Below are 15,295 nucleotides of genomic sequence, written 5' to 3' on the forward strand. Positions count from 1 at the left end.
TGTGTGAATTAGAGTAGACAAACCCTTGGCTAACGTAGTTGTCATTGGTGCCCAATGGGGTGACGAAGGAAAAGGAAAGATCACGGATTTACTGAGCAAATCCGCCGATGTTGTCGTGCGCTCCCAAGGGGGCGTGAATGCAGGACACACCGTCGTTGTGCAGGGACAAACTTTTAAGCTTCATCTAATCCCTTCCGGCATTTTATATCCAGATACCGAATGTATCATCGGCTCAGGGACGGTCATTGACCCGAAAGTCCTCCTCGAAGAAATTGATCAGCTCCACCGTCTGAATGTTTCGACGGAAAATCTGTTTATTTCCCAAACCGCCCACGTGACGATGCCCTACCACCGTTTAATCGATGGGGCCTCTGAAGAAATGCGCGGCGATCGCAAAATTGGCACCACCGGACGGGGAATCGGCCCGACCTATGCCGATAAGTCCGAACGGACGGGGGTACGAGTTCTAGACCTCATGGATCTTGATAACTCCCAAGACAAATTCGTTTGGGCGATCAAATACAAAAACGTCATTCTCGAAAAACTCTACGATCTGCCTCCCCTAGATCCCCAGGAAGTCATCGAAGAATATCGTGCCTATGCCGATGCGCTACGTCCCCACGTCGTAGACAGTTCCCTGAAGGTTTTTGAAGGCGTCAACGCGAAGAAAAATATCCTCTTTGAAGGCGCCCAGGGCACACTCCTCGATATTGACCACGGAACCTATCCTTACGTCACCTCCTCTAACCCCATTGCTGGGGGGGCTTGTGTTGGTGCTGGCATTGGCCCCACCATCATTGACCGCGTGATTGGCGTCGCTAAAGCCTACACCACACGGGTCGGCGAAGGGCCGTTCCCTACAGAACTCGACGACGAGATCGGTGAACTCCTTGGCCATGTGGGTGCAGAATTTGGGACAACCACGGGGCGGCGGCGGCGCTGCGGCTGGTTTGATGCCGTTATTGGACGTTACGCGGCACGGATTAATGGCCTAGATTGTCTAGCGATTACTAAATTAGATGTGCTCGATTCCCTCGATGAGATCAAGGTCTGTGTGGCCTACGAAATCGACGGGGAAGCTTGTGAACACTTCCCGAGTAATGCTAATCTGTTTGCTCGTTGCCAGCCGATTTACAAGACAATGCCCGGCTGGAAACAGCCCACGAGTGATTGTCGTTCCCTCGATGAGTTGCCCAAGGAAGCGCTTGCCTACTTGAAATTCCTAGCAGAACTAATGGACGTGCCGATCGCCATTGTTTCTCTAGGGGCAGGTCGAGAACAAACCATCATCGTCGAAGACCCAATCCATGGTCCCAAACGGGCTTTGTTGGATCGTAACGGTGAACCCATCGGCTAAGCCTGCTATTTTTTAACTTTTTATTTTCTAACGCTATTTATTTAGGTTATTTCCCATGTCTTTAACGATTGAATGTCAAGCTCGCCCTGAAGGGGTTAACCCCCGTGCACTCCGCCGTGACGGCCTCCTACCCGTCAACCTCTATGGCCATAAGGGTGCTGATTCTGATGTTTTTGTGGTGAACTACAAAGACGCCCTAACGTTGCTGAAAAAAGTAACCCCCAACGAAACCGTAGTTGAAGTCAAAACCCCCGATTGGTCTGGCACTGCAGTTGTGCGAGAAATCCAGTCCCACCCCTGGAAGCGGAATTTACTACACCTCAGCTTTTTCCACACGGATGCTGCGTAAGGACACCTAATTTGATTGGTTAAGATGGGGAGGGCGTCACAGAAAGTGCCCTCTTTTTTGTGGCTTGATAGTGAATGGGAACAGTTATGACAACGGCAACGGCCACCTGGACAAGGCGACATATTCTGTCACTGATGGATTTTTCGGTGGCGGAACTGGATGCGGTACTGCAGACGACCACTAGCTTACGGGATGTCTTATTTCGTCGCATGAAGAAGGTGCCCGCGCTGCAAGGGCAGGTGGTCACAAATATGTTTTTTGAGCCATCGACCCGTACCCGGAGTAGTTTTGAGTTGGCGGCGAAACGGCTTTCGGCGGATGTAATGAATTTTGCGCCGGGATCTTCGTCCCTGAGTAAGGGGGAAACGATTTTGGATACAGCGAAGACTTATCTGGCCATGGGGGCAGACATTATGGTGATTCGCCACCAGCAATCGGGTGTTCCCCAGGCGATCGCCGCCGAGATGGATCGGATAAATTCAGGCGTCAGTATTCTCAATGCGGGGGATGGCCTCCACGCCCACCCGTCCCAAGCCCTATTGGATCTGTTTACCATTTGCCGGGTACTCGATCCCGAAAATCCCCGGTGTGAACTTTTGCGGGGCAAAAAAATTGCCATTGTCGGGGATATTATGCACTCTCGGGTGGCCCGCTCGAATATTTGGAGTTTGACCACCGCTGGGGCCGATGTCCACTTAGCCGCGCCGCCCACTTTGCTCCCAGAAGGATTTCGGGAATTTGCCACGGACGCCGCGGGAAGCCTCAAGCTCCACTGGGACATTGAACCTGCTCTCAAAGACGCCGATTTTGTGATGACCCTCCGCCTGCAACATGAGCGGATGACCGCCCATCTCCTCCCCAGTTTGCGGGAATATCATCAACGGTTTGGCATTACAGGCGATCGCCTTAAATTTTGTCAACCAGATGTTAAAGTGCTCCATCCGGGGCCTGTGAATCGTGGCGTGGAACTTGCCTCCGATGTGATGGATCATCCCGCCCTCAGTCTTGTTTCTGAGCAGGTGACCAATGGCGTCGCTGTACGGATGGCGTTGCTTTATCTCATCGGTAGCAGTAAGGCCAATGGTTCTCTCAATTAAGCATTGGCGCAATAACCTATAGCAAAGTTGTGGTCAGACTCGGCTGCATTTTACTCAACCAATAAAACTGGAACGGTGCCAGCACAAGTTGTTTTTCAAAAATTTCCGGTGCATTTTGACTGTATAAATCAATCAATAAATCCTGGTCATGGCAATCAAAAGGATGACAGGCTAAGTGACTAAGATCTAAATTTTGATAGTCCGGTGAAAAATTTCCAATGACTAAAATATGATCCCGTTTATTGGGACTAATGCGCACAAACCCAAATAGGTGCGGATTATCAATGGATAACAGTTGACGATTATTAAAATCAGCAAAAGCAGGAATTGCTTTACGTACCACAATCATGTGTTGTAAAGCAGAAAAAATACGGTGTTCAATGGTGCCTTCAATATGTCGTAGTTCTGCTTTTTTCCAGTTGATTTTAGGCCGATGAGCCCAGCGAGTATCATTGGCTTTACTCAAATTTCCCATGTAGGAATAATCATTTAAAGTGCCAATTTCATCGCCATAATAGATTAGTGGAATGCCCCCAAAGGAAAAAATAATACTGTAGAGCAATAAAATATGTTTGATAATGATCGCTATTTTTTGCTGGTCGTTGGCCTCAATAGCTGTTTCTAAGCCCATTAAAGACGTCAGAGTACCTGAAATACGGGCATCGTCATTTTTAGAATTTTGACCAAACAGTAAACCCCTCGCATCGGTGCCTTCAAATTGGCCACAAAAATAGTCAATGAGAAACCGTCGGTGGGATTTTGGGTCATAGCCTGCCTGAGCGATGTCTGCATCGGTAAACCCCAGGCCAATGTCATCATGGCAGCGGATATAATTGAGCCAGGTGGCGCGGTCCAGCTTTGCCGGAATATTTTTGAGTCCTTGGATTAAAAGTTTGGCATTCTTGGTGGCGGCGGCATCCCACAGGAGGGCCATGAGCGTGGCATTGTAGGCAATTTCACATTCCTTGGCGTTGATCGCATCTTCCCCGAAATACCGCACAATTTCTACGGGGGCAACGATCGCCTCGGCAATGAAAATGACCCCTGGGGCGGTAATTTGGCAGCAGTCTTTGAAGATCTGCAAAATCATGTGGGCTTCTTTTTCGTTTTGACTCTGGCTGCCGATCTTTTTCCATAGAAAAGCGACCGCATCGAGCCGCAGCACATCAACGCCTTGGTTGGCCCAAAAAAGAATAATATCGACCATTTCAATGAGCACCGCCGGGTTTTGATAATTAAGATCCCATTGGTAGTTATTAAAAACAGTCATCACCCATTTTTGTAATTCTTCATCCCAGGTAAAATTACCCGGAGCCGTTTCTGGAAAAATTTCTGGAAGATTTTTTTCAAACATGTCGGGAATATCCCGCGTGTCGAACATATAATAATATTTTTGATATTTTTTGTCCCCTTTACGTGCTTTTTGTGCCCATTCGTGTTCGTTTGAAGTGTGATTAATTACAATATCGAGGGCCAACAAAATTTCTTTTTGGCGAAAGATTTCTACGAGGTGTTGGAGATCCTGGAGGGTGCCAATTTTGGGGTTAATTTGTCGATAATTACTAATCGCATAGCCGCCGTCACTGGCATGGCGGGGACATTCTAAAATCGGCATAATGTGGATGAAATTAACCCCTAATTCGCTGAAATAGGCAACGCGATCGCCTAGGTCTTGGAGATCGTCGGCAAAGCCATCGGCATACAAAGTCATACCGACCCATTGGGATTCAAGAAACCAGTTAAAGTTTTTTTCCCGTACTAAATCAGTCTGTTTAAATTCTGGCGATCGCCCAATGTATTGATAGGCCATCACTTCGACCAGTCTCAGCAGTTGCGCCTTAAAGTCTGAGCGGCGACCATAGAGTTTATAAAAGAGAGAGAAAAGGCTATAGAAGTTTGCTCCTAAACGGGTATAAAAATGACTTAATTCTTGTTCTTTGAGTTCGGGCCTTAATTGATCTAAAATCTCATTTAAAATCGAGTGAGAAAACTGTTCGTACATAGCCCGAAACCTAAAGTTTAGAAAATTGAACCGTATTTATAGTAAAGCAAAGGTGCTTGCAAAAAACCGTTTGCAGAAAATTAAATGAGTACTGGGTTAACTCCAAGCAATTATAACCGCCAGGCCTGAATAAAAGGTTGATAAAATCGGGGATCTTCACTTACCGCACCACGAATCCCCACAATAGCGCTGGCAAAGGCTTGCGCCCGTTCTAGGGTTAGGACAGATGGCCAATCATTCATAAGCCCCAATAAGCAAATACTACAAAAAGCATCCCCAGCTCCAACCGTATCAACCACAGTGGTATTTTGGAGAGGAGAAATTTGTTGGCGATCGCCTTGGGTGTAGAGACTCGCACCGGCTTCTCCCGCTGTTAGGATAATATGCCGTAGCGAATTCTGATTCAATAAATGATCGATGGCAAGGTTAGTTGAGGAAAACTCAGGTGTTAATAACCTTAATTCTTCGGTATTTAATTTCACATATTGACTGGCAGCTAGGGCAGAAGCAATAGTTTCTAATGTCCACCAGGGTTGACGTAAATTCACATCAAAAAAAATCTGGTCTGCTCGTTGCTGTAGTGCCCTAAAACTGGCTTGAGAAACAGCATTTCTAAGGGCAAGACTGCCATGGTAAAGCCAAAATTTATCTTCTAATATGGGAAACTGTTGACTATTAATAAAATCATAGGCGCAGTCGGCAGTGATTTCATATTGGGGTTGACCCTTTTCCAGGGTGACTTTAACGGTTCCGGTGGGGTGAATTTTATCTATTTGAAGACCAGCAAGGGTCATCTGCCAAGCCTGCATTTTGGTTTGAATTGTTGCCCCAAGATCATCGGTTCCAATCCGAGAAATTAACAAAGGATTGGCCCCAAACGCCTTTAGATGCCAGGCCACATTGAAGGGAGCTCCCCCCAGCTTTCTATCATTGTCGGGAAAAATATCCCACAACACTTCACCAAAAATTACAATATTTTTTGCCATAGTCAAATGTTTCCTTAGGTGGAATTAAGCCATTGTTGATATTCAGGAAAGTAGTAAAAAATGCCCTCTAAAATTCCAGCACTATAATTGCCATTCATACCTAAACAATTACCCTGAGCAAAATAAAGTGAGGCTTGATCATGGGCATCTTGAAGTTTTTTTCTTAATTCTTGGTGGGCATTGGCCACAAGCACCGCAGGAATGGGACTGCTTAAAACTGCCTCATCATTGCCGCTATCCCCAGCAAAAATCGTTTGTGCCAAAGAAAATTTTTGGGTAGCCATCAAAAAAGAAATAGCTTGATATTTATTCGCTTGGGAAGGCAAGATATCTAATAAGCCTATTTGCTTTTCTTCATCAACGCTCCAGATTAAATGGGTGGAAAAATCATGTTTTTCTAAAAGTGTTTTGATTTCAATTAATAATTGTTGAGTATCTGCTTGAAGATCGACGTAATAACTCAGTTTATAGTGGCTTTGTTTGGCTGATTCCTGGAGTTGGAGAGCCGGGTGATTGGCAAGGCGGTGATAGATGGCGATCGCCCCCTGTTTTGGCCAGTCCGTCGCAAGGTGATCATCCCAGGTTTGCCAGCGGTGCCATTGGGAATTTTGCCAAGTATAAATACTGCTACCCACATCGGCGATCGCAAATTGGGGGTGAGGCAGTTGATAGTCTAAAATCGCCTGATCAATTAAAGCTAAATGGCGTCCCGTGACATAGGCTAAAGTTACTTGGGGCTGGGCAACAAATTGACGGAAATAAGCCCTTGCCTGGGGAGATTCTGGGGCGGCACCATTGGGAATCAAAGTGCGATCTAGATCAGTACATAACAGCAAGCGATCAGTCATGATTTTGTCCCGTCGCACGACATAATTCTAAGAAATTATAGTGGGCTAAACCATCTAAAATGCCAGCCGCAAATTCTTTTTCAGAAAAATAAATTGGTTGAATATTATTTAAATCCGAAAGCTCTTCCCGGTGGCGATTTTTAACCACCACAGACAAACTATTGCCTAACATCATGTCTTCATCGGCCCCAGAACCACCCACCGTTAGAATGCGGTTGAGGGGAATTTCCCACTGTTCTGCAAACCAGCGTAACCCGTAACCTTTTGAGGCGCGAATTGGTACAACATCAAGATATTGACCAAAGGAAAACATAACATTTACAGTCTGATCATTTTTAAATAAAATGCGTTTTAATTCCTCAACACTAGGGGCGATCGCCGGATCGTAAAAATAGCTAATCTTAAAGGTGCTTTGGAATAATTTGGGTTGAAGCTCTAACCCAGGTAAATCCCCTAACAGATCCACCACCCGTTGACGATTCCAAAGATAATTAATGTGATTCGACCAAGCCCAATCTGGTGTCAATTGGGGTGCATAGTAAATTTCTGTGCCGAGGCTCGTCATCAACACATCCGGTTGGGGGATATTGTGTTCCCGCAAAACCTTGAGGGCCGCATCCAAACGCCTTCCAGTCGCAATACAAAAGGCAATTTCCTTACGGTGCTGATTGAGCAAATCCACCAATGCTTGCAGGGCAAGCGGATCCCCCACCAAATTCTGATCGATGGTCGAAACAATCGCTCCCTGGTGATATAGGGCCGGGCGACGGGCGATCGCCAATTCCTGTCGGGACTCCGTGCGGTTCAAAATCGACTGCACCACTTCCATATACCGCTCCACATGGGACTGCCAAGTATATACCCGGCGCACATTGCGAATCCCCTGTTGCGAAAACGTTTGCCACCGTTGGGCGTCCCCTAAAATTTTGCTAATCTTCGCCGCAATATTCTGGGGTTCAAGGGGATTGACCAAATAGCCATTTTGACAATTTTTCAAAATATCCACTGGCCCCCCATCCTCAGTGGCCACAATGGGTAAACCGCTGGCTGCCGCCTCGATCAACGTCAAACCAAAGGGCTCCGTTAACGCTGGATTCACAAATACCCCTTGGGAAAGACTAGCCAGCCGATACAGTTCCCCAATTTCTTGGGCAGACAAAAATTTAGGGTAGGCCACTTTGCCATACAGGTTGTAACGATCAATCGCCCATAACAATTCCGTAAAGATCGCCTGGGCATTGCTACTTAAATCCCGTGGATCATCCCGCGTACCCGAAAAAACCACCAAATTAGCCTGCTGTTGCAACGATGGTGATGTCCCAAAAGCTCGGATTAGGCCCAGAATATTTTTGCGCTGATCCAAACGGGACAAGGCTAAAATCATCGGCTTACGGGGTTCCTGCAAAAACACCGCCAATTTCTGCCAAACTGAACCTTGCCATTCATCACCCGTGGGGGGATAAAAACATTGCAGATCCGTCCCCGGTGGAATCACCCGCATATTTTCCGGATGGTAAAAATCGTACTGGGCATACTGACCCTGGATTTCCTGTTGGGTACTGGTAATCACCCTGGTCGCCGAGGCAAGGGTTTCTTCCTCCGCATTAATTCGCCGGGTCAAACGGTAACGACTCTCGATCAGTTCCCCTTTCACACCACTAGCAAGCAAGCGCTTACGTTTGCTGCGACCGAGGGAATGGCCTGTGTGAAATAAAGGAATCCCTAGATGATTCGCTAGACGGATGCCCACATAACCGGCATCGGCATAATGACTGTGGATCAGATCCGGGAGCCTGGGTTGATGGTTGAGATAGGTTAAAGTGTTGTCTGCGAAATTATCGAGGTAATCCCACAGTTCTTCTTTGGGAATATAGTCATCGATCCCGGCTGAGATGCGAATAATATTGGCTTTTTCGCTAATGGGTTCGCAAGACTGACCGTAATCGGCACTCACTTTTGGGTCAATGATCTGCTTGGTAATCAAATCGACCTGTTCAATGTCTGGGTGCTGGGCCAGGGCAGCCGCAAGTTCGACCACATATTTCGTCTGACCACCCGTATCAGCATCACGACCCAATTCTAAATTTTGACTGCGGATAAGACCGTGAATACTGATTAAAACGATGTATCGAGGGGATTGGGGACGCATCATCGTTGCTCTGGGGGCATACCCAATATCAACCGTCGCAAGGGGTTTGGTTCTCGTTGAAAAATGAATCGCAAAACGCAACCAAAAGGTAACTGCTGTTGTGATGTTAGCGTACCCTTTAGCCCAGTAAGGATCCTTGAAAAATATCTTCATTAATCAAAAATTGGCCAAAGTAGGTCAATTTCTCTGGGCAATTTCCCTCGCTAAAGACCATAAAAAACTCCCCCCGGGAGGAGAGAAAATTTCATACAAATCTGTACCTAAAAATAAATGCTTACTTCGCCTTAGCTTGGTAACTGTTGAAGGTATTTTGTAGGAGCATTGCTACGGTCATGGGGCCGATGCCACCGGGGACGGGCGTAATCTGGGCGGCGACTTGGGCGGCCTCTGTGTAGGCGACATCTCCCACCAGGCGCGATTTACCCGTTGCCGTATCGACGATGCGATTGATGCCCACATCGATCACCACAGCACCGGGCTTGATCATGTCAGCGGTAATAAATTCTGGTCTGCCAATGGCGGCTACGAGAATATCTGCTTCCCTGGTCACCGCAGCGAGGTCTTGGGTGCGAGAATGGGCGATCGCCACTGTGGCATTTGCTTCTAAAAGCATCAAGGCAATGGGTTTCCCTACCAAAATACTCCGGCCCACCACCACGGCTTTTTTCCCTTCGAGGGGGATGTGATATTCCTTGAGCAGTTCCATTACGCCGTAGGGGGTACAACTGCGCAGGCCCGGTTCGGAGCGTACAAGATGGCCTAGGTTTAAGGGGTGCAGCCCATCGGCATCCTTTTCCGGGGCAATGGTTAACAGCAAACCCACGGCATCTAGGTGGGGCGGTAACGGCAATTGCACCAAAATCCCGTCAACTCGCTCATCTTGATTCAGGTCTTGGATCACAGCTTCAAGTTCGCTTTGGGTGGTATCGGCGGGAAAATGCTTACCAAAGGAGGCCATGCCAATCCGTTCGCAGGCGCGTTCTTTGTTACGGACATAGGCAGCGCTAGCAGGATTATCCCCAACCATCAGCACGGCGAGACCGGGGGGACGACCCATTTTTGGGGTGAGGGCCGCGATTTGGGTTTTGAGGTTTGCTTGGATTTTTTGGGCAAAGCTTTTGCCGTCAAGGATTTGTGCCATGGATGTCGGGGATGCTGAGCATTTCGGTTGCCAAGTTTATCTTAGATCTGATGCTGAGGATAGGATCTAAGCGGTGCAAATTTAAGGGGTCGTGGGAGCATTTTTAGGGCGACGGCTGCGACTGCGTGGGGGTTGGAGGGCTTTTTTGATCAGGGTCGGAATTTCTTTAAGATTGCGGCCAAAGGCGAGTTTTTCCCGTTTAAAGGCGCTGTGCATTTCCGCAGGGGTGTAGGTGTCGCTAATGCAGTAGGAAAGTTGGTTAGCAATAATGGTTCCGGCATCGTAGCAACTGCGCTGGATAGGCGCGTGACTGCCACAGAGATAGGTAACGACGGGGGTTTGGATCTGGTCGCGGATCAGAGGAATCAGATCGATTTCTTCTTGGGAACCATAACGACCTAAAAGGGCGATCGCCTGGGTTTGGGGATCTTGATCGAGGTAGTGGAGCCACTGGGCAAAATGGGAACCCGGCAGATCGGCGTTGCCCACATCCACCACATAGGATTGACCTAAACCCGCTTGATTGAGGAGAATTGCAACTTCCTGGGAGAGGCTACTAAACCGACTGAGAAGCGCAACTTCACCGGGTTGGAAATGATTAACGAAGCTTGTCCCCAGCCACAGTTGCCCCGGAATCACGAGTCCACTGCTCCCTGGCCCTAGGATCTGCACCTCTTCTTGTTGGGCTTGGCAGAGCAGGCGCACCATATCCAGGGGCGGCACTCCCGCAGAAACGATGATTAGTTGTTTAATCCCGGCGGCGATCGCCTCAAAGGCCGCATCCAAAACCTCAAAGGGTTCGACAAAGATCAAACTGGTGGTAATCTCGCCGACCTGGGCCTTGGCTTCCATGACCAAATCAAAAATGGGAATGCCGTCAAGGGTCTCACCACCGCCCCCAGCACTGACGCCCCCAATAATCTCGGTGCCATAGGCGACCATCCGGGGGAGATAATATTGGGCGAGGGGCGTATGGATCCCTTGAATCAAAATATTGTGATTTGTGTGCCAAGCCATTGCCGTTGTGTCTAAGTCCTGTGTGTGAGAAAAGTTGAAAGGCGTTTTAGGTTCCGGGTTTACTGAGGGCGATCGCCTGTTTGACGGCGGCCTCTAAATCTTCTTCCCAATGGCAACCAGGCGCGATCACCGGGTCAAGGGAAGGTAAACAGCGCACGATAATGTGTTGGGGCAACTCAGGTAGCTCTGGATCGGGGTCAGCATCCGGGGCGATCGCCAATTGGGGTAAACGTGCGGTTAAAGTTGCCAAAATGCGTTGGTTAATTTCTGCTTCCGCCACCAAGTTCAACAAAACCACCTTGATCTGCGGTAGTGCGGCCAATTGTTCAAGAATAATTTCGATCTGTTCATCTAGGTCGTAGGGTGAAAACACTCGACCCTGGGCGCGGGGGCCAAGGAGCCAACAGCAGGCTGGATGACCCTTGAGATCATGGAGCATATCCCAAATCACCGCCGCTGCCCCCACCCCATAACAAACAATGCCCACCGCGCCCCCCTGGACATCATGTTGCCAAGAGAGGGGGGCCGCCTCTGGGGTAAAGCTGAGTTGGTTTTGGTGCTCGTAAAATAGGGCGATTTCAGGGTGCTTACGGAGGGCCGTATCGTGAACCGTGACCTTACCATCAAGGGCCATTAATTCCCCTGCTTGGTTAATGCCCAGGGGATTGATTTCCACCAATTCCAAGTCCTTGGCAAGGAGCAGATCGTACATTTTTTTGATGATGTCGCTCAAGGCGGGCACCAATGCGCCCCGGATGCCCATTTTGTTGAGGAGATGGCGCGCTTGGAACGGGGAGAAAAAGTCTTTGATCACCACTTGATGGAGGTTCGCCAAAAGCTGATCGATTTCCATGCCGCCGTGGGCTGACCCCAAAAGCACAGGCCGCTGCAATTCGTAGTCTAAAACCACCGCCAAGAAAATTTCCTGCTTGCGTTCGTAGTGGGCCTCGGCCAGTAAAACATCAGGGTATTGCCCGGCGATCGCCAAATTAAAAATATTCCGCGCGGCGGCGATCGCATCGATGGTATTCTGCACCCGTTTAATGCCCCCAGCTTTACCCCGTCCCCCAGCCCGCACCTGGGACTTCAGCACAATGGGATAGGGAATTTGCAACTGTTTCAGTTCCCGGGGATCCGCAATAATCTGGGACGGCAACGTGGGTATCCCCACCTGTTCAAAAAGTTGTTTTGCTTGGTATTCGAGCAATTCCATTAGCGCAGAGGCAACCTCTATATTTCTCAACTCAAGCCTAACTTAAAACCTGAACCCTAGTCATCAAGGCCAGAGGTTCCAGTGCCGAGGCGCAACGATTAGGCTTTATCTTTTTTCACGTATTTGGGTAATTAGGCGAACAAGGGAAAAAAGTTAATTGCAGTTAAAGAAATGGTGTTTTTTAGATTAAGTTTTATCTGGGATCTCAACGGATTATTTAGGGTTATTTGCACCCAATAAATTCTGAGCCATTCGCCCCCAGGACAAGCCATGGATCGCGGCGGTCTAGCCGGGAAAATACAAATCTAGTTTTTGTTTTAGGCGGATTTGAGCTTCAAACAGATTTGGGTAAGCTTCTCCCCGGTGGGTACGGTGATCATAAAGGAGATTCTCGCCCGCAAAATGATCTGGATCGCAAACATAGCTGATTAGATTTAACCCCAAAGCTCGATTTTCAAAGATCAAGACCGGAAGCAAGGATGGGTCGGGCACGGCATAGCCAAACCGGGCGATCGCCTTTTCGGCCACCGTAACACCAATAATCGTTTCATCGCCCCAGAGAATCTCACTATCGGGAATCGTCAAAGCATAAAACCAGAGGCGATCGAGGGCTTGCCAGTCCGTTGCCGTGGCCCGTTTGGTCAAATTTTCCCAGCGACTGGGGTCAGGTTTTAACAAGGTCGCAAAGGCTGCCACCAAACCATGACTCGGTTGATAGCCAGCGGCGGTACGGTGCAGTAACGCCTCAATGTAATACCCCCGGCGCTGTTCTCGACAAATGACCTTGAGGCTCCCCTGGGCATCCGCAATTTCCCACCAAAGTAGTTGCAGAGGCTCCCCATAGGCTTGGGTACAAACCCGTTGGAGCTGGACTTCAGGATCTTGGCCCGTGGTGTGGGTCGTTGGGGACATGGACAAAAATTGGGTGGTGACAGAGCAAAATCCAGCTTAACCCCTAGGCCGATAAAAGAGAAAAGTCACCCCAGAGTTGAACCGTTGGGGTGACCGAACTGTAACGCCAAATCCTAACTAAATCATCAAAGTGCTATGAGCCAACGATGCCGCCATCTTTACGGGTGATGACCACGGTGCTATCCCGGGGCACCATCCCACTCCCCTGGGGAGCCGGGAAATTGGTGGTGGCTGGGTTGCCATCGCCTGGGTGCTGCACGTTAATAAACATCGTGCGACGCTCTGGGGTCACCGTAATCCCCGTTACTTCGCAATCTGTCACCCCAGTAAAGAGACGCCGAATTTCCTTGGTATTGGTATCCGCTACGAGCAGTTGGTCATTCAAGCCGTCCTTCTGGGCACCGTCGGTTTGGATAAAGAGACGGCCATCGGGGTCAGCCCATAGTCCATCGGGAGAGGCAAAAGATTCTTCGGTGCCATGGGTATCTTGGGCGATCGCAAAAATATCCCAGGTGAAGGTTGTCCCCACGTGGCGATCGCTATCCTGCCAGCGAATAATGTGGCCATCAGGATTCGGTGCCAGGGGGTTCGCCGCATCAGCTTCCGTGCGACGGCTATTGTTAGTGAGGGCACAATAAACGTTTTCCTCGGTGCCGACAGTGATCCATTCCGGACGATCCATCGGCGTTGCCCCAGCCGCATCTGCCGCTAAGCGAGTATACACAAGGATTTCAGCCTGGTCTTGGAATTTTCCTTGTAAGGCTGGGTTATCCATGCTGAGGGGTAACCACTCTCCAGAGCCATCATCGTTGAACTTGGCAACATACAACTGGCCTTCATCGAAGGGACTGATCCCCCGCGCCCGCATTGACTGCCAATTGTTTGCCGAAACGAACTTGTAAATGTAGTCAAAGCGTTCATCGTCACCCATATAGCAGACCACACGACCGCCACGACCAACGACAATTTCTGCCCCTTCATGCTTAAAACGACCAAGGGCTGTGCGCTTCACAGGGGTCTGGTTGGGATCCATCGGATCAATTTCGACGACCCAACCAAAGCGGTTTTCTTCATTTTTGTAGGCCGCCTTTGACAAGTCGAATCGCTCGTCATAGTTTGCCCAACCATAGCGAGAACTGCTGGCGAGTCCATAGCGGGTCTGGGCTTCGGTGGGCGTCCATTCTCCGGTTGCCCCAAAGTAGGTGTTGAAGTTTTCCTCACAGGTGAGGTAGGTGCCCCAGGGAGTGTGACCGTTAGAACAGTTATTGATAGTCCCTTTCGGCGCATTGCCCGCTGCCGTTTTTAGGAGAGGATGATTTGCTGCAGGGCCACTGAAGGCCATGGGGGTATTGGCATGGATCCGGCGGGCATAGTTACTGCGAACCACTTCCCAAACGCCACGATTATTTTTCTTAATTTCAACGACGGAGGCACCATGGGCATGTTGAGACAATCGCACATCCTCAAGGCTGGCGGGATCTGCTTTACCCAGGACGTGTTCGTTGATGCCAAATTCGTGGTTAATTGCCAACAAACCATGGTCATTGTTGTTGCCGAGGGGGAAAAACCACATCCCATCGTGGCCGATGCCAATCTGCTGGGCCTGTTCGTCGGCGGTGGGTCGGGTGTTGGGGTCGCCATTGTATTCGGGGCCACCGGGTTGGATGGGGGTACCCCAGGGGATCAACACTTGGTATTGGTAGTCACTGGAAATACTGGGGACGGGGCCATTGCCTTGGGCTAGGGTTACAGCATTGAATCCCAAAAGGGGACTGGTGCGCCGTTGGGCAACTTGGGTGGCGGCGGTGCTGGGTTTGAGGACGCTATTGCCGGCGATCGCCCCGATAAAACCAGCGGCGGAGAGCATCATGCTTTTTTGGAGCATACTCCGGCGGGAGAATCGCGCCTTGAAAATATCTTGGAAAGGACGATTATTTGAATAATTACTTCTGCCGTCGTCGTGAATCATGATTGTAGGGTGCTTAGTTTACAGCGTCTCAAAGATGTTTTAAGGAAAAAATATTTTAATTTGCCCCTGATTTTGATTTTGAATATTGAGTGTTTACCATAAAGAATTATGCCATTATTTTTTTATGGCGAATCAATTCCCAAAATACACTTTTATCCAAATGAATGTCCTTAAACAGGAAGTGGTTAGAGCCTTTTAAATATTGTTTTAAACAAAGGCTTTAGCCGTGGTTAGAAAACATCTAATCAGTTAAAT

At 48.9% G+C, this 15,295-nt stretch carries 12 protein-coding genes; 3 read left to right on the top strand and 9 right to left on the bottom strand.

Translation table 11 applies throughout. From position 1 onward, the window contains the following. The first annotated feature begins 25 nt into the window (after window positions 1-25). The 3 genes from AACQ84_RS04495 to AACQ84_RS04505 all read left to right on the top strand — a co-directional run bounded on the left by AACQ84_RS04495 (window position 26) and on the right by AACQ84_RS04505 (window position 2,803). Window positions 26-1,357 (top strand): adenylosuccinate synthase, encoded by a 1,332-nt coding sequence (locus AACQ84_RS04495; RefSeq protein ID WP_012306510.1) that lies wholly within the window; start codon window positions 26-28, stop codon window positions 1,355-1,357. A 55-nt stretch (window positions 1,358-1,412) separates the two neighbouring features. Further along, window positions 1,413-1,706, top strand: coding sequence for a 50S ribosomal protein L25 (gene rplY / locus AACQ84_RS04500; RefSeq protein WP_012306511.1), 294 nt, complete (start codon window positions 1,413-1,415; stop codon window positions 1,704-1,706). Window positions 1,707-1,792: 86 nt separating this feature from the next. Then, window positions 1,793-2,803, top strand: a complete 1,011-nt coding sequence (locus AACQ84_RS04505; RefSeq protein WP_041443396.1) for an aspartate carbamoyltransferase catalytic subunit — start codon at window positions 1,793-1,795, stop codon at window positions 2,801-2,803. A 16-nt stretch (window positions 2,804-2,819) separates the two neighbouring features. Here AACQ84_RS04505 and AACQ84_RS04510 read toward each other — a convergent pair whose 3' ends face one another. The 9 genes from AACQ84_RS04510 to AACQ84_RS04550 all read right to left on the bottom strand — a co-directional run bounded on the left by AACQ84_RS04510 (window position 2,820) and on the right by AACQ84_RS04550 (window position 15,040). Continuing rightward, complete coding sequence (locus tag AACQ84_RS04510; RefSeq protein ID WP_012306513.1) at window positions 2,820-4,805, bottom strand: alpha-amylase family glycosyl hydrolase; 1,986 nt, start codon at window positions 4,803-4,805, stop codon at window positions 2,820-2,822. 110 nt (window positions 4,806-4,915) lie between these two features. Next, window positions 4,916-5,791 (bottom strand): carbohydrate kinase family protein, encoded by an 876-nt coding sequence (locus AACQ84_RS04515; RefSeq protein WP_012306514.1) that lies wholly within the window; start codon window positions 5,789-5,791, stop codon window positions 4,916-4,918. A 14-nt stretch (window positions 5,792-5,805) separates the two neighbouring features. Continuing rightward, complete coding sequence (locus AACQ84_RS04520; RefSeq protein WP_012306515.1) at window positions 5,806-6,639, bottom strand: HAD-IIB family hydrolase; 834 nt, start codon at window positions 6,637-6,639, stop codon at window positions 5,806-5,808. Further along, window positions 6,632-8,791 (bottom strand): HAD family hydrolase, encoded by a 2,160-nt coding sequence (locus tag AACQ84_RS04525; protein WP_012306516.1) that lies wholly within the window; start codon window positions 8,789-8,791, stop codon window positions 6,632-6,634. Before AACQ84_RS04525 ends, AACQ84_RS04520 begins: the two co-directional genes overlap by 8 nt. A 271-nt stretch (window positions 8,792-9,062) precedes the next feature. Continuing rightward, window positions 9,063-9,929: a bifunctional methylenetetrahydrofolate dehydrogenase/methenyltetrahydrofolate cyclohydrolase FolD gene (gene folD, locus AACQ84_RS04530; protein ID WP_012306517.1), complete on the bottom strand. Its 867-nt coding sequence runs from the start codon at window positions 9,927-9,929 to the stop codon at window positions 9,063-9,065. Between the two features lie 81 nt (window positions 9,930-10,010). After that, window positions 10,011-10,946 carry a succinate--CoA ligase subunit alpha gene (locus tag AACQ84_RS04535; protein WP_012306518.1) on the bottom strand — a complete coding sequence of 312 codons (936 nt, stop codon included), beginning with the start codon at window positions 10,944-10,946 and terminating at the stop codon, window positions 10,011-10,013. A gap of 46 nt (window positions 10,947-10,992) precedes the next feature. After that, entirely contained in the window at window positions 10,993-12,159 is a 1,167-nt protein-coding gene (locus AACQ84_RS04540; protein WP_012306519.1) for an ATP-grasp domain-containing protein, read from the bottom strand. Between the two features lie 285 nt (window positions 12,160-12,444). Continuing rightward, the gene (locus AACQ84_RS04545) at window positions 12,445-13,071 is read right to left on the bottom strand and encodes a hypothetical protein (protein ID WP_012306520.1); all 627 of its coding nucleotides are present in this window, start codon (window positions 13,069-13,071) and stop codon (window positions 12,445-12,447) included. Between the two features lie 133 nt (window positions 13,072-13,204). Then, on the bottom strand, window positions 13,205-15,040 hold the full coding sequence (locus AACQ84_RS04550) for a PhoX family protein (protein WP_012306521.1): 1,836 nt from the start codon (window positions 15,038-15,040) through the stop codon (window positions 13,205-13,207). Window positions 15,041-15,295: the final 255 nt, after the last annotated feature.

The organism is Picosynechococcus sp. PCC 7002 (genome assembly GCF_963860125.1).
GTDB lineage: Bacteria > Cyanobacteriota > Cyanobacteriia > Cyanobacteriales > MRBY01 > MRBY01.

Bases quoted from the DNA above. Each gene is read 5' to 3' on its own strand.
- folD (WP_012306517.1), bottom strand. From the start codon at position 9,929: ATGGCACAAATCCTTGACGGCAAAAGCTTTGCCCAAAAAATCCAAGCA.
- AACQ84_RS04515 (WP_012306514.1), bottom strand. From the start codon at position 5,791: ATGGCAAAAAATATTGTAATTTTTGGTGAAGTGTTGTGGGATATTTTT.
- AACQ84_RS04520 (WP_012306515.1), bottom strand. From the start codon at position 6,639: ATGACTGATCGCTTGCTGTTATGTACTGATCTAGATCGCACTTTGATT.
- rplY (WP_012306511.1), top strand. From the start codon at position 1,413: ATGTCTTTAACGATTGAATGTCAAGCTCGCCCTGAAGGGGTTAACCCC.
- AACQ84_RS04545 (WP_012306520.1), bottom strand. From the start codon at position 13,071: ATGTCCCCAACGACCCACACCACGGGCCAAGATCCTGAAGTCCAGCTC.
- AACQ84_RS04540 (WP_012306519.1), bottom strand. From the start codon at position 12,159: ATGGAATTGCTCGAATACCAAGCAAAACAACTTTTTGAACAGGTGGGG.
- AACQ84_RS04525 (WP_012306516.1), bottom strand. From the start codon at position 8,791: ATGATGCGTCCCCAATCCCCTCGATACATCGTTTTAATCAGTATTCAC.
- AACQ84_RS04535 (WP_012306518.1), bottom strand. From the start codon at position 10,946: ATGGCTTGGCACACAAATCACAATATTTTGATTCAAGGGATCCATACG.
- AACQ84_RS04505 (WP_041443396.1), top strand. From the start codon at position 1,793: ATGACAACGGCAACGGCCACCTGGACAAGGCGACATATTCTGTCACTG.
- AACQ84_RS04510 (WP_012306513.1), bottom strand. From the start codon at position 4,805: ATGTACGAACAGTTTTCTCACTCGATTTTAAATGAGATTTTAGATCAA.
- AACQ84_RS04550 (WP_012306521.1), bottom strand. From the start codon at position 15,040: ATGATTCACGACGACGGCAGAAGTAATTATTCAAATAATCGTCCTTTC.